The 17,486-nt window shown below is 70.2% G+C and carries 15 protein-coding genes; 11 read left to right on the forward strand and 4 right to left on the reverse strand.

The annotated features are described in order from the left end of the window. The first annotated feature begins 425 nt into the window (after nt 1-425). From H5T77_RS00635 to H5T77_RS00665, 7 genes are all read left to right on the forward strand, one after another. Nucleotides 426-1,280 (forward strand): urea amidolyase associated protein UAAP1, encoded by an 855-nt coding sequence (locus tag H5T77_RS00635; RefSeq protein WP_292643915.1) that lies wholly within the window; start codon nt 426-428, stop codon nt 1,278-1,280. Next, on the forward strand, nt 1,277-2,077 hold the full coding sequence (locus H5T77_RS00640; protein WP_292643917.1) for an urea amidolyase associated protein UAAP2: 801 nt from the start codon (nt 1,277-1,279) through the stop codon (nt 2,075-2,077). The genes H5T77_RS00635 and H5T77_RS00640 overlap by 4 nt, the downstream gene beginning before the upstream one ends. Further along, the gene (gene uca, locus H5T77_RS00645) at nt 2,074-5,754 is read left to right on the forward strand and encodes an urea carboxylase (RefSeq protein ID WP_292643918.1); all 3,681 of its coding nucleotides are present in this window, start codon (nt 2,074-2,076) and stop codon (nt 5,752-5,754) included. The genes H5T77_RS00640 and uca overlap by 4 nt, the downstream gene beginning before the upstream one ends. Further along, nucleotides 5,751-7,448, forward strand: a complete 1,698-nt coding sequence (gene atzF / locus H5T77_RS00650; protein WP_292643920.1) for an allophanate hydrolase — start codon at nt 5,751-5,753, stop codon at nt 7,446-7,448. Before uca ends, atzF begins: the two co-directional genes overlap by 4 nt. A gap of 273 nt (nt 7,449-7,721) precedes the next feature. Then, the gene (locus H5T77_RS00655; RefSeq protein WP_366816600.1) at nt 7,722-8,435 is read left to right on the forward strand and encodes a TetR/AcrR family transcriptional regulator; all 714 of its coding nucleotides are present in this window, start codon (nt 7,722-7,724) and stop codon (nt 8,433-8,435) included. Between the two features lie 160 nt (nt 8,436-8,595). Next, nucleotides 8,596-9,840 (forward strand): hypothetical protein, encoded by a 1,245-nt coding sequence (locus H5T77_RS00660; protein ID WP_292643924.1) that lies wholly within the window; start codon nt 8,596-8,598, stop codon nt 9,838-9,840. Nucleotides 9,841-9,952: 112 nt separating this feature from the next. Continuing rightward, nucleotides 9,953-11,344 (forward strand): cytochrome P450, encoded by a 1,392-nt coding sequence (locus tag H5T77_RS00665; protein ID WP_292643926.1) that lies wholly within the window; start codon nt 9,953-9,955, stop codon nt 11,342-11,344. Nucleotides 11,345-11,407: 63 nt separating this feature from the next. On the opposite strand, the gene H5T77_RS00670 is transcribed toward H5T77_RS00665, so the two are convergent. Beyond that, nucleotides 11,408-12,358, reverse strand: a complete 951-nt coding sequence (locus tag H5T77_RS00670) for a helix-turn-helix transcriptional regulator (protein ID WP_292643928.1) — start codon at nt 12,356-12,358, stop codon at nt 11,408-11,410. Between the two features lie 83 nt (nt 12,359-12,441). Between H5T77_RS00670 and H5T77_RS00675 the strand changes: the two genes are divergently transcribed. From H5T77_RS00675 to H5T77_RS00685, 3 genes are read left to right on the forward strand one after another with little or no spacing between them, the layout of a single operon-like run. Next, entirely contained in the window at nt 12,442-13,077 is a 636-nt protein-coding gene (locus H5T77_RS00675; RefSeq protein WP_292643929.1) for a histidine phosphatase family protein, read from the forward strand. Continuing rightward, a complete protein-coding gene (locus H5T77_RS00680; protein ID WP_292643931.1) occupies nt 13,074-13,403 on the forward strand; it encodes a YnfA family protein in 330 nt (109 codons plus the stop codon). Before H5T77_RS00675 ends, H5T77_RS00680 begins: the two co-directional genes overlap by 4 nt. A 10-nt stretch (nt 13,404-13,413) precedes the next feature. After that, on the forward strand, nt 13,414-14,001 hold the full coding sequence (locus H5T77_RS00685; protein ID WP_292643933.1) for an NUDIX hydrolase: 588 nt from the start codon (nt 13,414-13,416) through the stop codon (nt 13,999-14,001). Nucleotides 14,002-14,273: 272 nt separating this feature from the next. Here the strand turns inward: H5T77_RS00685 and H5T77_RS00690 are convergent, their stop codons facing one another. Next, nucleotides 14,274-14,489, reverse strand: coding sequence for a hypothetical protein (locus H5T77_RS00690; protein ID WP_292643935.1), 216 nt, complete (start codon nt 14,487-14,489; stop codon nt 14,274-14,276). Between the two features lie 165 nt (nt 14,490-14,654). Here H5T77_RS00690 and chrA point away from each other — a divergent pair, with 165 nt between their 5' ends. Then, the gene (gene chrA, locus H5T77_RS00695) at nt 14,655-15,791 is read left to right on the forward strand and encodes a chromate efflux transporter (RefSeq protein WP_292643936.1); all 1,137 of its coding nucleotides are present in this window, start codon (nt 14,655-14,657) and stop codon (nt 15,789-15,791) included. Nucleotides 15,792-15,831: 40 nt separating this feature from the next. Here the strand turns inward: chrA and H5T77_RS00700 are convergent, their stop codons facing one another. Beyond that, a complete protein-coding gene (locus H5T77_RS00700) occupies nt 15,832-16,425 on the reverse strand; it encodes a bacterial proteasome activator family protein (protein WP_292643938.1) in 594 nt (197 codons plus the stop codon). Nucleotides 16,426-16,439: 14 nt separating this feature from the next. Beyond that, nucleotides 16,440-17,414, reverse strand: coding sequence for an NAD(P)H-quinone oxidoreductase (locus H5T77_RS00705; protein WP_292643940.1), 975 nt, complete (start codon nt 17,412-17,414; stop codon nt 16,440-16,442). Between the last annotated feature and the right edge of the window lie 72 nt (nt 17,415-17,486).

Below are 17,486 nucleotides of genomic sequence, written 5' to 3' on the forward strand. Positions count from 1 at the left end.
CCGTCGCGCCCGGGTCAGGGTCCCACTCGCGGGAGGCCGATGTAAGTGGAATCCGTGATTCGACCGACGATCCGGTCCGCTCCTCGGCACGGTTGCGGATCCCTCTCGGATCGGTGTCCGGCCCGCCATGAGCTCTGTTACCTGTCCAGTGACAGTTTCTGGCGGGAGGTCGCGGACTCCGCCTCAAGGGGATCGCTCCATCAGGCGGCACCACAGGTGTGAATTCGGCACGAAATGGTCGATGCCCCCTAGCCAGCCCTGGTAGAAAACGATAAGAATCGATCGACCGACAGGGAAGAATTTCTCCGACGCCGACCCCACATTTCGGAGTCAGGTTCCCAACAGTCTTGGTTTGCCCCCGACGCCCTTGACGTACATGCTTACCTGTCAGTCGACAGGTTCATTATGTTTCGAGGAGGCCACGGGTGGCGCTAGCTGCAGACCACAGCACGGACACGGTGCTGAACGCACGGGCAGATGCTCGCGCGCAAGGGGGACAGGTCAGCGACTGGATGCCGTACCTCCCAGCATCATCGAGCCCGTTCTGTCCCGAGGACGTGGCCGCGGACAGCCTGACGTGGGCCGAGACAGTCGCTCCTGGTGGCTACACCCACAAGGTCCTTGCCCGCGGCACGCGGTTCCGGCTCGAGGATCCGACCGGCGAGGCCTGTGCCCACACGCTGCTCTACAACGCACTCGAGCCGACCGAGCGCCTCAACGTCGCCGACACCCAGAAGATCCCGTGGCAGGCGTACCTCGGCGCCGGGCACCCGCTGCTCTCCGGTGACGGCCGGGTGCTCGCCACGATCCTCACCGACACCTCGGGGCGGCACGACGCGTTCTGCGGGACGAGCACGGCCGCCTGGAACGCCCTGCGCTACGGCACCGCGCTGCCTGAGGGGCCTGCGCCCGCGGGCCGCGATCTCTTCGTGAAGGCGGCCGCCAAGCACGGGCTCGGCCCGGCCGACGTACCCCCTTCGGTGTCGTTCTTTCAGGGCGTGCGGGTCGCGGGGGACGGGAGCTTCGACTGGTTCGGCTCATCAGGTGCCGGGACCGCGGTCGAGCTCGTGGCGGAGCTGCCCCTGATCGTGCTGATCGCCAACGTCCCGCATCCGCGGGACCCACGTCCGGAGTACGTCGTCGGGCCGCTGCGGGTGCACGCCTGGCGTACTCCGGAGACCAACCCGACCACCCCGGCGGACGAGCGTTTCGACGCCTCTCCCGAGGTGCGGCGGGCGTATCTGAACACACTCGACTATGCGGAGGCTCGGGGCCTGTGACTACCACGATCGACAACCCGGTGATGAGGCCAGTGACGACTGTTCCGGTTCCGACGGCCACCTATCTGACGCCCGACGGGCAGCTGGTCTCCAGCGTGCCGGTCGGCGCGTCGTACGCCGACGACCACACTCACCTGGAGTGGGGTGACCCGCTGGTGCCGGGTGCCGTCGTGCTGGACGAGCAGGTAGCTCCGCGGGCCTCGTGGTCGGGCGTCGTGCGGGCCGGGCAGGTGCTGACGATCGTCGACGTCGGGGGGAACCAGTCGGGCGACTGTCTGCTCTACAACGCGCAGCACACCGACGAGCGCTACAGCGCCCCGGACACGCTCGCCTGGCAGGACAACGCCTACATCCGTACCGGGACCGTCCTGCGGAGCAACCTCGGCCGCGCCCTGATGACCGTGGTCGACAACGAGATCGACCGCCAGGACACCATCGGCGGCGCCTGCTCGCGCGAGTCGAACACCCTGCGCTACGGCCACCATGTGATGTATCACCACGGTTGCCGGGAGAACTTCCTGACCGAAGGTGCCAAGCACGGGCTCGGCATGCGCGACATCGTCTCCAACATCAACTGGTTCATGAACGTGCCCATCGAGGATGACGGTGCGCTCGGCATCGTCGACGGCATGTCCGCGCCCGGGAAGCGGGTCGCGCTGCGAGCCGAGATCGACACGCTCGTGCTGATCTCCAACTGCCCGCAGATGAACAACCCCTGCAACGACTTCAACCCGACGCCCCTGCGGATGATCGTCTCGGAGCCGGACACCGACCTCGAGTACGAGGCCGACGCATGACGTCTGGCCCATCCTTCGACACCGTTCTCGTCGCGAACCGCGGAGAGATCGCCCGCCGAGTGATGCGCACGGCGCGCGAGCTCGGCCTGCGTACGGTCGCGGTCTTCTCCGAGACCGACCGAGCGGCGCCACACGTGCGGGAGGCGGACGAGGCCGTCTGTCTGGGCTCCGCGCCCGCACGGGACTCTTATCTCCGTGGCGATCTGATCATCGCAGCAGCCCTGCGCACCGGCGCGGGGCTGCTGCATCCCGGCTACGGTTTCCTGTCCGAGAGCGCCGCCTTCGCCCGCGAGGTCGAGGCGGCGGGGATCCGGTTCGTGGGCCCGACGCCGGAGCAGATCGGTGCTTTCGGTGAGAAGCACTCGGCTCGCCGGCTCGCTGAGAACGCCGGGGTGCCGATGCTGGCCGGCTCCGGCCTGCTCTCCGGTCCCGACGAGGCAGCCGAGGAGGCCGCCCGGATCGGGCTGCCGGTGATGGTCAAGGCGACCGGTGGCGGTGGTGGCATCGGGATGACCGCGTGCAGCTCGGAGGAGGACGTCCGGGTCGCCTTCGAGCGGGTCGCGCGGCTCGCTCAGACCAGCTTCGGCACCGCCGGGGTGTTCCTGGAGCGCCTCGTACGGCCGGCGCGCCATGTCGAGGTGCAGGTCTTCGGCGACGGACAGGGCCAAGTCGCTGTGCTCGGCGACCGCGACTGCTCGCTGCAGCGCCGCAACCAGAAGGTGATCGAGGAGGCGCCCGCGCCGGCTCTCCCCGAGCACGTCCGGACCGTCCTGCACGACTCCGCGCGACAGCTCGCCAAGTCGGTCTCCTACCGCTCGGCCGGGACCGTGGAGTTCGTCTACGACCCGGTCCGCGAGCTGGTCTCCTTCCTGGAGATGAACACTCGTCTCCAGGTCGAGCACGCGGTCACCGAGCAGGTGATGGGCATCGACATCGTCGAGCTCATGCTGCGGTTGGCCGGCGACGGGGTCGTGGCGCTGCCCGACGAGCTCTTCCGCAAGTGCCCCGCACCCAAGGCGTACGCCGTCGAAGCACGTGTCTACGCCGAGGACCCGGCCAAGGACTCGATGCCGTCGTCCGGCCTGGTGACGCGTGTGGTCCTGCCGGAGCCGACCGACACCGTCAGGGTGGACTCCTGGATCGAGACCGGGCTCGAGGTCTCGCCTCACTACGATCCGCTGGTCGCCAAGGTGATCGCCACCGGCGCGACCCGTGACGAGGCGCTGGACACGCTGGGCGACGCACTCGCCCGGACCCGGATCGACGGCATCGTCACCAACGTCTCCGCGCTGCGGGCGATGACGACGTACGAGGAGCTCCGCTCGGCCACGCACTCCACCTCGACGTTGGCCGAACGGGCCAAGCAGGGCAGAGGTGGCGACCCGGACCCGCGCATCGACGTCCTCGACCCGGGCGTGCTCACCACCGTCCAGGATCTTCCCGGCCGGGTCGGCTACTGGCAGGTCGGCGTCCCCCCGTCGGGGCCGTTCGACCCGGTCTCCTTCGCCGAGGCGAACCTTGCGGTCGGCAACCACCGAGGTGCACCCGGGCTCGAGGTCACCGTTCCGCTGGCGACCGGCCGGACGACCTCTGGCGGGCCGGCGTTGCTCTTCTCCGATCCCGCCGTCGTCTGCGTGACCGGTTCCCCCATGCCGGTCACCGTCGACGGCGTCCCTGCCCCGCAGTGGGAGCCGATCGAGCTCCCCGCGGGCGCCACGCTGAAGCTGGGCCGCACCGACGGGCCGGGGCTGCGGACCTACATCGCGGTCCGGGGCGGCCTGGACGTGCCCGAGTATCTCGGCAGCGCCTCGACGTTCACGCTCGGCGGGTTCGGCGGGCACGCCGGACGTACGCTCCAGCGCGGCGACGTGCTCCGGCCGGGGACGGCGATCGACCCCCAGGCGCAGCCCGCGGCGACCCCGGCGTCGCGGCGGCCGGCGCTGACCAACAGCTGGCAGATCGGTGTCACCGAGGGCCCGCACGGTGCCCCGGAGTTCTTCACGCGATCAGACCTGGACCAGCTCTACTCGGCCAGCTACCGGGTCCACCACAACTCGGCCCGCACCGGCGTACGTCTGATCGGGCCGAAGCCGACCTGGGCCCGTGCCGACGGTGGCGATGCCGGGCTGCATCCCTCGAACATCCACGACACCCCCTACACGGTGGGCTCGCTCGACTTCACCGGCGACACCCCGATCATCCTCGGCCCCGACGGCCCCTCGCTGGGCGGCTTCGTCTGCCCTGCCGTGGTCGCCAGCGGCGAGCTGTGGAAGATCGGGCAGCTGCGCCCCGGCGACACGGTCCGGTTCGTACCGGTGCGCGAAGACAGGGCCGCCGGTCTGGTCGATCACCGTGCTTCCTTGGCAGTGGTCGGCGGCGCTGGTGGCGACGGCGACGACGGCGTCATGGGCGGGCTGCCCGGAACTCCGGAGCGGCCGGAGGTCACCTACCGGCGCAGCGGGGACAACTCCGTGCTGGTCGAGTACGGGCCGATGACTCTCGACCTCGGCCTCCGGATGCGGGTGCACGCGCTGCAGTCGGCACTTGCCGAGCACGCGCCTGCGGGCATCATCGACGTCACGCCGGGGATCCGGTCGCTGCAGGTCCACACCGACTCCTCGGTCCTGCGGGCCGGCCAGGTCGCGGCGCTGCTGCGTGAGCTGGAGGAGGACCTGCCCGCCACCTCGGAGCTGGCCGTGCCTTCGCGGCGGGTGCGGCTGCCGCTCTCCTGGGACGACCCGGCGACCCGGGAGGCGATCGAGCGCTACACCGCAGGCGTACGCGACGACGCGCCGTGGGCGCCGTGGAACATCGAGTTCATCCGCCGGATCAACGGGCTCGCCTCGGTCGAGGAGGTCCACCGGACCGTCTTCGACGCGTCGTACCTCGTCCTCGGGCTGGGGGACGTCTATCTGGGGGCGCCGGTCGCGACGCCGTTGGATCCCCGGCACCGGCTGGTGACCACGAAGTACAACCCGGCGCGGACCTGGACGGCGGAGAACTCCGTCGGGATCGGTGGCGCGTACATGTGCATCTACGGGATGGAGGGGCCGGGCGGCTATCAGCTCGTCGGCCGGACCACGCAGGTGTTCAACCGGTTCCGGCGCTCCACGTCGGCCGGCGGACTCTTCCACGACGAGCCGTGGGCGCTGCGGTTCTTCGACCGGATCGAGTGGTACCCGGTCTCCGCCGAGGAGCTCCTGGAGCTGCGGGCGGAGGTCGATGCCGGTCGCGGTGAGTTCGAGACCGAGGAGGGTACCTTCTCGATCAAGGAGTACGACCGCTTCCTGACCGACAACGCGGGCTCGATCGCCGACTTCCGCGACCGGCAGTCCGCCGCCTTCGACGAGGAGCGCGAGCGCTGGAAGGTGGCGGGGGAGTTCGACATCTGCGACCGCATCGACGCGCGAGGCGAGCCGTCGGAGGTCGAGGTGCCGGACGGTTGCGTGCAGGTGACCGCGCCGTTCACCTCGACGGTCTGGAAGGTGGTCGCCAGCCGCGGGGCGCGGCTCGCGCAGGACGCGCCATTGATGGTCGTCGAGGCGATGAAGATGGAGGCGAGCGTCCCGATCCCGGTCGCCGGCGAGGTGGTCGAGCTCTACGTGAAGCCGGGCGAGCAGATCGTCCCGGGACAGATCATCGCCGCGGTGCGACCGGCCGTCGGGGCCGAGGCTTGATCCACTCGCTCGCAGGTGGTGCGGTCGCCCGCGCTGCGGAGGCCCTCGACCGGATCGAGGCGTCGGACCGACCGGAGATCTGGATCTCGTTGCGTACTCGGGCGGAGCTGCTCGAGGAGGCGGCTGCGATCGACGCGAGGGTGGCCGACGGTGAGGTCCTGCCGCTGGCCGGGCGCCTGCTGGCGGTCAAGGACAACATCGACGTGCGGGGCCTGCCGACGACCGCCGGAGCACCCTCCTTCGCCTACCAGCCGGCCCGCGACGCCACCGCCGTCGCCCGGCTTCGGGCGGCCGGTGCGCTGGTCGTGGGAAAGACCAACCTGGACCAGTTCGCGACCGGGCTGGTCGGCACCCGGAGTCCCTACGGTCCGGTCCGCAACGCCTGGGACCTCACCCGGATCTCGGGCGGATCCTCGTCGGGCTCGGCGGTCGCGGTCGCTCTCGGCCTCGTCGACCTCGCGCTGGGGACCGACACCGCGGGCTCCGGGCGGGTTCCGGCGGCGCTCAACGGCATCGTCGGGGTGAAGCCATCGCGTGGGTTGGTGCCGGTCACCGGTGTCGTACCCGCCTGCTACACGCTCGACTGCGTCACCGTCTTCGCCCGGGACCTCGCGGCTGCGCGGGCGGCGGCGGAGCTGATGACCGGCCCCGACCCTTCGGACCCGTTGTCTCGTACGCTGCCCCCGGAGGCCGCGCTGCCGCCGGTGCCGAGGGTGGCCGTGCCGTCCGGTGAGCACCTCGACGGGCTCGCCCCGGGATGGGCCGACGCCTTCCGCGCGGTGGTCGCGCGTCTCGACTCGGCCGGGGTCGAGATCGTCGAGGTCGACATCTCGCCGCTGCTCGAGGCCGCTCGGCTGCTCTACGAGGGCGCCTTCGTCGCCGAGAGGTACGCCGCGGTCGGCTCGCACCTCGAAGCCAACCGTGACCTCATCGGGACGGATCTGGACCCGACGGTCGCGGAGATCGTGCTCGCCGGGGCATCAGCCAGCGCAGCCGACTGGGCGCGCGACGTGGCTCTACTGGCGCGCCTCGGAGCAGAGGGGCGAGCGGCGCTCACCGGATGCTCGGCGCTGCTGACGCCGACGACGACCCGGCACCCGACCCTCGCCGAGGTGGCGGCGGATCCTGTCGGCGCCAACGCTCGCCTCGGTCGCTACACGAACTTCGCGAACCTGCTCGACATGGCTTCGCTCGCCGTCCCCGCGGGACAGGTCGGCGGGCTGCCGTTCGGGGTGATGCTGACCGGGGCGGCTGGCAGCGACCGCACCCTGGCGGCGCTCGGCCACGCGCTTCTCAGCCCGAGCGTCGATCTCTTCGTGGTGGGTGCCCATCTGTCGGGGATGCCGCTCAACAACCAGCTGGTCGAGGCCGGTGCCACGCTGCTGCGCCCGGCCTCGACCTCGGCCGACTACCGGCTGTTCGCACTGGAGACCGTGCCGCCCAAGCCTGGACTGGTCCGGACAGGTGGTTCTGAGACCGGGGTGCGGATCGAGGGCGAGCTCTGGCGTGTCCCGGCCGCGGGTTTCGGGGCGTTCGTGGGCGGCGTACCTGCTCCGATGGCCATCGGCAAGGTCACGTTGTCGGACGGCTCCGCCGTCTGCGGATTCCTCGTCGAGCCGTTCGCCGTCGAGGGGGCTGTCGACATCTCGTCGCACGGAGGGTGGCGCGCTCACCAGTCTGAGCAGGGCGTTTAACGGCCGACGGGAGTAGTGAGCAGCGAACCGACGGCATTCCCTCTGACGGAACGCGATCCTGTTCAGGCGTCCGGATGCGGGTCACACTGGGCACGGATCCGCTGAATTCGTCGCCCTCGGGAGGATGCCGTGCCAGCTTTATCGGTCCGCCATGCCATACCGTTTACTTACGAGAACTTCAACCCTTTGGCGGGACTTTCGGCACTATTCTCTAGGGGAAGAAGACTCTTTCGAATCTTCCCCGAAACTCGGGAGGCCGCTTAGATGGCGTACATGACAACTAGGCGTTCTCGGCCCGGCCGCCCCAGGCATGTGCCCGATTCGGGCACCGCCTCACCACGTGAGCAGATCCTCGAAGCCGCTGCGAAACTCTTCGTGTCGCAGGGTTTCGCAGCGACCTCCACCCGCGAGATCGCCGACCATGTCGGCATCCGCCAGGCTTCTCTCTACTACCACTTTGCCGGCAAGGACGAGATCCTTGTCGAGCTGCTCCGCACGACGGTTCGTCCGACCACGGACAAGGTCGAGAAGATCCTCAACCAGGTGCCACCTCTGAACGTCGAGACAGCCCTCTATCTGCTTGTTCTCGTCGATGTACGCACGCTTGCGGACGTGCCGCACAACGTCGGCATGCTCTATCTGCTGCCGGACGTGACCAAAGAAGAGGTCTACGTCGACTTCCGCGAGGAGCACGACAAGCTGGTTGAGGCTTACGCCGATCTCGCCAGCAGGGTGGCCACGGAGACGGTGCTGTCGACGATCGGTCTCAAGCAGCTGGGCAACATGCTCATCCAGCAGGTCGAGGGTGTCATCAACATGCGCACCGAGGACCCGGTCCGGCGGATCTCGTGCCCGGAGGCATGGGCTATCGCGTCCTCGTGCCTGCGGATCTGCGGTGTCAGCGAAGACAAGATCATTGCTGCGAACGAGGTCGCCGTGGACATGCTCGACGATTTCCGGGAGGACAAGGTCCTCGAGGTCGCCTGACACGGTCCCAACCAGTCTGGCAGCACAGTAAATGGTGGGCACGGGCGGCGCGTGTGAGTTGCCCCGATGAGGCTTGACCGACACACTTTCCGAGCCCTTGCTCGCTTCCCCCACCACAAGGACCCCCACACGTGTGCAACGACCCTTCCGGAGGCCTCTGATGGCCCGGAAGCAGACAGCCATCCTCTCCGTCAACCGCGGTGTGACGACGCTCAACGGCTTGGTGGTGGATCGTCCGTGGGGGGAGGATCCGCATCAGGCAGGCATACGTGCCGTGCGCGAGCAGCTCGCCGGCCCGAGCCGCAAGCCCGTCGAGGTCGTCGCCACCGACGATGACGCTCGGGTCCGGATGCTCGTCCATCCCGACGGTCAGGTCACCGACGTCGAGACGCTCGAGGTCTTCGGGACGTACGCCTCGCCGGGACAGGCTCCCGGGGCGGCCTGGCTCCCTGCCTCTGCGCCGACGGTCGTCCAAGGGGTCGCCGAGCCGGTGGAGGAGCCGGAGCCCGAGGTGGAGGAGCCGTACGTGCCGCCGGTCCTGGCGGTGCCGGCGCCTGTTGCCGAGCCGGAGCCCGAGCCGGTGGAGCCCGAGCCGGTGGAGCCGGAACCTGAGCCTGAGCCCGACCCGGAGCCGGAATCCGAGCCGCCCCCGCCCCCGCCGGCGCCGCCGACAGGGCCGCCGCCGGCCCCCGTACTGATCCCTGAGCCGATGCCTGAGCCGGAGTCCGGCCCGGAGGCGGAGTCCGTCGCTGAACCGGTCTCCAGGAAGTCGTCCGGGCCGTTGGTGCCGTTGCACCACATGGAACCGGGCCCGTACCGGCGGTCTCGGATGACCCGTCGTGGTCGGGTGGTGCTGGTCATCGCCGCCGTGCTCCTGCTGATCCTGGTCTACGAGGTCGTACGCGGTGTCGTGACCGGCTCCGACGCCGGCTCGTCCGACAAGGAGCCGCAGAGCGAGCAGTCGGCGCCCACCGCCGGTGCCAGCGACGAGGTCATCGAGCCGCCGTCGGAGGCGACCTCGCCGAGCGCGCCGCCGTCCTCGGGCAATGTCGAACCGACCCCGAAACCAACACCGAAACCGACCCCCACGCCGACCAAGAAGCCGAAGGCTGAGCCCGCGCCCACCAGGAAGCTGTCGGTGGAGGCGATCGCGATGACCGAGGCCATCGGTCTTCGGATCGACACCAGCAGGCTGCCGGTGACGGCCAGGATCGCGATGGATCCGTGGGGCGAGCCGGAGCGGTTCACGCGTACGGTCACGATCACCGAGCCCAACCAGCTCGTCGTGGTCAAGCCGGTCGCCTCGGGCCACGCCGAATGGAGCGTCCGGGTCGACGGTGCCGCGAAGGTCACCGGCTACACGCACTCCTGGCCCAAGGGCGATCGCGAGTTCATCAAGCGCTGACCACCGCCCCACCGCCCGGCGACGGCCGGATTTGCTACCACGGTCGGATGTGGCGGCCTTCGGCCCCGGCGTACGCTGCATGAAACGTGTTCCTGTGCCTCGGAGGTCTCGCATGCCGCTCAAGATCACGCCGCCCGTCGGCGCTCGCTCGATTGCCGGACGGACGCTGGGCTGGACGCTCGGGCCGGTGGAGCGCACCGCCAAGCAGGGGGTGCGCTGGGCGCTGGGGCACGGGTTGCCGCGTACCGCCATCGTTCGGTCTGCCAGGAAGGGTGACCTGCAGGGCGACCTGATCCTGAGCGGGCCCGGGTCGCACACCTTCGACCTGGTCGACCTGTTCGAGGAGTTCCGTGCGCGTGGGCCGCTCTACCAAGGCGGCTTCAGCCATCTCGCGGTCGATCACGAGGTCATCAAAGAGGTGCTGACCAGCAACGACTTCGTCACCGGGTTCTTCGCGCCCGACGAGTCGGGGACCGGTCTGCTGGCGCGAGCGGCGACCTGGTCGGCCAGCGACGTGTTCGCTCCGCTCCAGCCGCCGTCGCTGCTCGCGACCGAGCCGCCGGAGCACACCCGCTACCGCAAGCTGGTCACCCGCGTCTTCACCGTGCGAGCGGTCGAGCGGCTGCGGACCCGCACCGAGGAGATCGCCCAGGAGCTGCTCGACGACCTGGAGAGGGAAGCGGCCTCGGGTGCCAGCGTCGACCTCGTCACCCGCTACTGCGGGCTGCTGCCGATCACGGTGATCTCCGAGGTGCTGGGTGTGCCTGTCGAGCTGCGCGAGCGGATGCTGGAGCTCGGCAAGGGCGCGGCGCTCAGCCTCGACATCGGGCTGGGCTGGCGGACGTTCCGGGAGATGGAGACGTCGCTGGAGGAGTTCGACACCTGGCTGCGCGGCCATCTGGCATATCTCGCCGACCACCCCGGCGACGACCTGCTCAGCCAGCTCGTCGCGCTCCGCGACGACGGCGACCGGCTCAGCGACAAGGAGCTGCGGGCCGTCGCCGGCCTGGTCTTCGCGGCCGGCTTCGAGACCACCGTGAACCTGATCGGCAACGGCATCGCGCTGCTCCACGACAACCCCTCGCAGCTCGAGGTGCTCGAGGCCCGGCCCGACCTGTGGGCGAACGCGTCCGACGAGATCCTGCGGCTCGACCCGCCCGTGCTGCTCACCGGCCGGGTCGCTCGGCGGAACTCGACCATCGCCGGCCAGGAGATCCCGCGCGGCACGATCATCAACACGGTGCTGGCCGCCGCCAACCGCGATCCGGCCGTCTTCACCGACCCGCACACCTTCGACGTCACCCGGGAGAACGCCCGCGACCACCTCTCCTTCTCCAGCGGCCGCCACTTCTGCCTCGGCGCAGCGCTGGCCCGGATGGAGGGCGAGATCGGGCTCCGGCTCCTCTTCGAGCGGTTCCCCGACCTCGAGCTCGTCGGCGACCGCGAGCGCCACCCCACCCGCATCCTCCGCGGCTACTCCCACCTGCCGGCAAAGCTCCTCTGACGCCGCTGGTCGAGCCGCGAGCGCCAGCGAGCAGGCGGCCTCGCGGCTCGACCAGCGGGAGGGTCAGTGTTCGGCGGCGTCGAGGAGTCGCTGACCCAGAGCGGCCACGCAGCGGCGTACCTCGTCGCCCTCGACAACCCGGAACGGGACGGCGCGACGGGCGAGCTCCTGGGCGTACCAGTCCGGGCTGTTGGTGCTCCCGATGAGACGGCAGTGCCCGTCGTCGATGGGCTCGAGGCGGCCCAGGACGCGGGGGAGGTAGCGGTCGACCTGCGCGAACGGCGCCTCGAAGACGACCTCGACCGAGTAGGCCCAGCCCTCGCCGAGGTGTTCCTCGACCTCGGTGACGGGATCGATCTCAGGGCGTACGAAGGTGGTCTCCTCGATGTCGACCGCGGCCATCCGGTCGACCCGGAGCACCCGGCGCGCGTCTGCGGTGTGTGACCAGCAGAGCAGGTACCAGCGGGCGTGGCGAACGACGACTGCCCACGGGTCGACGACCATCTTGCGCTCGTTGCCGTTCTCGGTCGTGTAGGTGATGGTGGTCCGCCGCCGGGAGTCGCAGGCCTGGACCAGGCTGGTGGTGATGTCCGGGTCAGGGGTGGCGGCGCTCTGGTCGGGGACGGCCGAGATCGTACGCCGCACCGCGGCCACCGTCTGCGACAGCGACTCCGGCAGCACCCGTCCGATCTTGCCGACGGCGCTGCCGACGGGGCCGGTGGCGTCGGCGATGTCGTGATGGCCGTCGAGCAGGGCCATCGCCAGACCGAGGGCCTCCGCGGTGGTGAAGATGAGCGGCGTACGCATCCCGCGGCCGAGGCGGTAGCCGCCATATGGGCCGCGCTCGGACTCGACCGGAATCCCGGCCTCTCGCAGGATGGCGACGTAGCGGCGGGCGGCGCGCTCGGTGACCCGCAGCCGCTCGCCCAGCCGTTCGGCGGTGATGCCGGGGGAGGACTGCAGCAGCTCGAGGGTGAGCAGTGCCCGAGCTGTCGGGCTCTCGTCGTGTCCCATCGTGCGGCTCCCGGAATTGGTTCGTCCGGATTCAGATTAGTCCGTCGCTCTCGGCACGGCAGGTCCCGTACCCTTACCGGCATATGAGACTTCTGCTGATCAGACACGGCCAGACCCCGAGCAACGTCTCGGGGGCGCTCGACACTGCCTTCCCGGGCGCGGGGTTGACCGAGCTCGGCCTCTCGCAGGCCGCAGCGGTGCCTGACGCGCTCGCGGGGGAGAGGATCGCGGGGCTGTACGCCTCGCGCCTGGTCCGTACGCAGCTGACCGCCGAGCCGCTCGCCGCCCGGACCGGGCTTCCGGTCGTGGTGCAGGAGGGCTTCGAGGAGATCAACGCCGGACACCTGGAGATGGCCACCGACAAGGAGTCGGTGACGGCCTATCTCGAGGCGCTCGCCGACTGGATCGGCGGCGCTCTCGAGACCCCGGTCCCGGGCGGCGAGGCGGGCCACGAGTTCCTGGCACGCTACGACGCCGCGGTGCAGGCTGTGGCCAAGCAGCACGAGCCCGACGACACGGTCGCGATCGTCTCGCACGGCGCCGCGATCCGGATGTGGACGGGGCTGCGCACCACGCAGTCGCCCGCCTTCGGCGACGACAACCGGATCCGCAACACCGGCCTCGCGGTCGTCGAGGGCGGCCCGGACGAGGGTTGGACGACGATCTCCTGGAACAACGACCCGCTGGGCGGCGCCCACCTGATCGGCGAGGGCTTTTGATCCTCCGCTCGCTCCTGCTCTTCGCCCTGGCCGCGGTCGCCGAGATCGGTGGCGCCTGGCTGGTCTGGCAGGGGCTGCGGGAGCACCGCGGCTGGCTCTGGGTGGGCGCTGGGTTCATCGCGCTCGGCCTCTACGGAGTCGTCGCCACGCTGCAGCCCGATGCTCACTTCGGGCGGATCCTGGCTGCGTACGGCGGGGTCTTCGTCGTCGGCTCGATCGCCTGGGGGATGGCGATGGACGGCTTCCGGCCGGACCGTTGGGACATCGCCGGTGCGGCACTGTGCCTGGCCGGGATGGGCGTGATCATGTACGCACCACGTGGGTGAGGATGGGGACATGGGTTCCGAGGAAGTCTCCCCACGCACCTTCGTCCCGGTCGCGCCCGGAGAGCGGCCCCGTCGTAGCCGCAGCACGGCTCGCGTGCTCCTGATCGACGATCGCGACCGGATCCTGCTCTTCGCCGACTCGGACCCGGGGGCCCCGGGGGTGGGCTGGTGGATCACTCCCGGCGGCGGCATCGACGACGGTGAGAGCGAAGTGGTCGCTGCCGTGCGCGAGGTCGAGGAGGAGACCGGCCTGCGGATCACCGAGGCCGACCTGCTCGGGCCGACGATGCGGCGCACCGTCGTGCACGGCTACAGCGACGTGGTCATCGACCAGCAGGACGTCTTCTACGCGTGCTGGGTGCCCGAGTTCGAGGTCTCCACCGCCGGCCACACCGAGGAGGAGCTGCTCACGATGGCCGGCCACCGCTGGTGGACACGCACGGAGCTCGCCACGACCGACGAGACGATCTGGCCGGCGGCGCTCCTCGACCTGTGGAAGGACGCCGACGTACGCCGCGCCGCGGCCGCCTCCGGAGCGGCTGATCCTGTCGAGGCGGCAGACGGCGGACGCGTGGAGGAGTCGACGGTGCCGGCCTGAGGGCTCGACCTCCAGCAACACCACAGCCGACCATCCCCCCCAGGATGGTCGGCTGCAGTTCTTGCGAGATCTGGTCGTAAGGCCCCCCGGTATGACGAGATCTCTGGTGTGTGTCGTCGCTTCGAGTGCGGACCCCCCGATCGGCACGTGCGACGACACTCAGTCCGTGGAGCGGCCTCCCGGCCGCGCCCTGTGCCGCCCCCTCGGTCGGCGCAGGGCGTCCAGCCACAGCCTCAGGCTGTGGGCGACGGACCGACGATGGTTGCGCATGGTCAGCGAACGGCCCCGAGCGCGACGATGCCGACGGCAGCCACGGCGGCGACGCCGAACATCGTGTTGCCGACGGCCGGCGGCATCCCACCGCGGTGCTTGTGCTCGGACGGGTCGTTCTTGCGGATGCTGCGGACGGCGTCGAGGACGTTGTTGCGGATCGACTCGACGGCGGTCAGGTCACTGCGGTGACGTGCGGTGATCGTGGTGGTAGCCATTGGTTCTTCCTCTTCTCGGCGAACGGCGCTGGCCGTCCGGGTCCGGCGGCCTTCACGTGAGAGAGACGGGGGTGCGGGGTCGGCATGACGCGACTATTTGCCACTTTGAAGTTACGGAATATCCACATCTGAGAAACATCACTTCGAGCCCGTACGCTGCGCGTCATGACCACGTCGCTGGTGGAGATCACTCGGGAGTGGGGGCGCATCGGCGTCATCGGGTTCGGCGGTCCGCCCGCCCACATCCGGTTGCTGCGTGAGACCGTCGTCGAGCGCCGCGGATGGGTGGAGCCGGAGGAGTTCGAGGACGCGATCGCGACCTGCAACCTGCTCCCCGGGCCCTCTTCGACGCAGCTGGCGATCTTCACGGCCTGGCGGGTCGGAGGCGCGCGCGGTGCGCTGGTCGGGGGACTCGCGTTCATCCTCCCGGGGCTGGTGCTGATCCTCGCGTTGGCGGCCCTCTTCCTCGGTGACCCGCCCGCGTGGGTGCTGGGCGCGGGCGCGGGGGCCGGTGCGGCGGTCGCTGCCGTGGCGGTCCAGGCGGGCTGGGCGCTCGTGCCGTCCTCCTACGAGCGGACCCCGTCGCGTCCGCGGTGGATCCTCTACGCCGTCGTCGGGACTGTCGCCGCCGCGACCACCGGGGCATGGGTCGTCCTCGTGCTCGTCGGTGCCGGACTCGTCGAGGTGGCGATGCGGAGGCCGTGGCGTACGAACTCCTTCCAGTCCGTCCTCACCGTGCCGTTCCTGGTCCAGGGCGGACTCGCCGCCGCGGTGGCGGCGCCGCTGGCGTGGACGGCCTTCAAGGTCGGTGCGCTGTCGTACGGCGGCGGGTTCGTGATCATCCCGCTGATGCAGTCCGACGCGGTCGGGCGCTACGGCTGGATGAGCGACGCCGAGTTCCTCAACGCGGTCGCGCTCGGGCAGATCACCCCGGGCCCGGTCGTCCACACGGTCGCGGTCGTCGGGTTCGCGGCCGCCGGTCTCCTCGGGGCGCTGGGTGCCGCAGTCATCGCCTTCGGGCCGTCGTTCGCGATGGTCATCGCCGGCGGGCGGCAGTTCGAGGCGCTGCGTTCCTCACCGTTCGCCCGCGCGTTCCTCGACGGCGCCGGGCCGGCGGCGATCGGTGCGATCCTCGGATCGGCGGTCCCGCTGGCACTGGCGACGAGCGAGTGGTGGCAGTGGGTGGTGCTCGCCGCGGCCGGCGTACTCCTGCTGCTGCTGAAGCGCGGCGTGGTGCTCACGCTGCTGCTCGCTGCCGCGGTCGGGGTGGTTGTCGCGCTGGCTGGTGGGCCGCTGCCGTGAATGCTGACCGAGGTAACTCGGTGAACATCCGCGCCCTCGCCTAGAGGTAGAGCCCGCCGGAGGCGTCGCCGTGGTCGTTCTGGGCGCCCGGCTGCTGGGGTCCGCCCTGGCCGGGGGTGGGATGGCCCTCGGCGGAGAGGGTCACGCCCGGCGGCAGACCCTTGCGGATCTGCTCGAACTGGGCGCGGGCTGCGACCTGCTGAGCGTAGATCGCGGTCTGGATGCCGTGGAAGAGGCCCTCGAGCCAGCCGACCAGCTGCGCCTGCGCGATTCGGAGCTCGCCATCGGACGGGGTCTGCTCCTCGGTGAAGGGCAGCGAGAGCCGCTCCAGCTCCTCGACCAGCTCCGGCGCGAGGCCGGACTCGAGCTCCTTTATCGACGCTCGGTGGATCTCGCGGAGCCGGTTGCGGGAGGCCTCGTCGAGCGGGGCGGCCTTCACCTCTTCGAGCAGCTGGCGGATCATCGATCCGATCCGCATCACCTTCGCGGGCTGCTCCACGAGGTCGGTCACGTCGCGCTCTTCGTCCTCGGGGGCCTCCTGCGTGGTGGCGTCCTTGAGTACGTGGGCGGGCACCGAGATCGGCTGCCCGTCCGGGCCGATGACCACGACTTCCCCGGTCTGCTCCTGCGTCATGCGCTCAACCCTACCTAGCCGGCCGTAGCCAGCAGGATCTTGCCGGTGTGCGTGCCGGATTCCATGAGCCGGTGGGCCTCGGCCGCATCCTCCAGCGGAAGTACGTCCTGCACGACCGCCTTCACGTCACCGGCCTCGATCATCGGCCAGACGTGCGCGACGACCTCTTCGCAGATCGTCTCCTTCTGCTCGACCGGGCGCCCGCGAAGGTTGGTGGCGATCACCGCGCCCCGCTTGCGGAGCAGGGCGCTGATGTCGAGCTCCGCCTTGCTGCCGCCCTGCATGCCGATGATGACCAGCCGGCCTTCGGGGTTGAGGGCGTCGATGTTCCGGGCGAGGTACTTCGCGCCCATGTTGTCGAGGATGACGTCGGCGCCGCCGTAGACCTTGGCGACCTCGACGAAGTCCTGGTCCTTGTAGTTGATGGCCGCCTCGGCGCCGAGAGTCTTGACGAGCTCGGCCTTCTCCGCCGAGCCGACCGTGGTGATCACCCGGGCGCCGAGCCGGCTGGCGAGCTGGATCGCCATCGTGCCGATCCCGCCGGCGCCACCGTGGACCAAGAACGTCTCGTCAGGGGTCAGGCCGCCGACCATGAACACGTTGGACCACACGGTGGTGGCGACCTCGGGGAGGGCTGCGGCGGTGACCAGGTCGACGCCCTCGGGCACCGGCATCACCTGACCGGCCGGGACCGCCACCTTCGTCGCATAGCCGCCACCGGCCAGGAGCGCGCACACCTCGTCGCCCTCCTGCCACTCCTCGACGCCTTCACCGACCGCGGAGACGACGCCGCTGCACTCCATCCCGATGATGTCGCTCGCGCCCTTCGGTGGCGGGTAGAAGCCCTGCCGCTGGAGCAGGTCCGCCCGGTTGAGTCCCGCGGCGGCGACGTCGATCACGACCTCGCCAGGTGCGGGCTCCGGGTCGGGGCGGTCGGTGACGGTGAGGACCTCGGGCCCTCCTGGCTGCTCGGCTACGACGGCTCGCATGCCACCCAGCCTAGGGGGCTGCGGGGAGTGGCGAGCTGTGCGCCGACGACGTGTAACACGTCGTTCGTAGGT

The organism is Nocardioides sp. (assembly GCF_014360585.1).
Classification (GTDB): Bacteria; Actinomycetota; Actinomycetes; order Propionibacteriales; family Nocardioidaceae; genus Nocardioides.

What these genes read in the sequence shown, in the direction of transcription:
- uca (WP_292643918.1), top strand. Translation starts at nt 2,074, where the DNA reads ATGACGTCTGGCCCATCCTTCGACACCGTTCTCGTCGCGAACCGCGGA.
- H5T77_RS00655 (WP_366816600.1), top strand. Translation starts at nt 7,722, where the DNA reads ATGACAACTAGGCGTTCTCGGCCCGGCCGCCCCAGGCATGTGCCCGAT.
- H5T77_RS00660 (WP_292643924.1), top strand. Translation starts at nt 8,596, where the DNA reads ATGGCCCGGAAGCAGACAGCCATCCTCTCCGTCAACCGCGGTGTGACG.
- H5T77_RS00665 (WP_292643926.1), top strand. Translation starts at nt 9,953, where the DNA reads ATGCCGCTCAAGATCACGCCGCCCGTCGGCGCTCGCTCGATTGCCGGA.
- H5T77_RS00670 (WP_292643928.1), bottom strand. Translation starts at nt 12,358, where the DNA reads ATGGGACACGACGAGAGCCCGACAGCTCGGGCACTGCTCACCCTCGAG.
- H5T77_RS00675 (WP_292643929.1), top strand. Translation starts at nt 12,442, where the DNA reads ATGAGACTTCTGCTGATCAGACACGGCCAGACCCCGAGCAACGTCTCG.
- H5T77_RS00685 (WP_292643933.1), top strand. Translation starts at nt 13,414, where the DNA reads ATGGGTTCCGAGGAAGTCTCCCCACGCACCTTCGTCCCGGTCGCGCCC.
- H5T77_RS00690 (WP_292643935.1), bottom strand. Translation starts at nt 14,489, where the DNA reads ATGGCTACCACCACGATCACCGCACGTCACCGCAGTGACCTGACCGCC.
- chrA (WP_292643936.1), top strand. Translation starts at nt 14,655, where the DNA reads ATGACCACGTCGCTGGTGGAGATCACTCGGGAGTGGGGGCGCATCGGC.
- H5T77_RS00700 (WP_292643938.1), bottom strand. Translation starts at nt 16,425, where the DNA reads ATGACGCAGGAGCAGACCGGGGAAGTCGTGGTCATCGGCCCGGACGGG.
- H5T77_RS00705 (WP_292643940.1), bottom strand. Translation starts at nt 17,414, where the DNA reads ATGCGAGCCGTCGTAGCCGAGCAGCCAGGAGGGCCCGAGGTCCTCACC.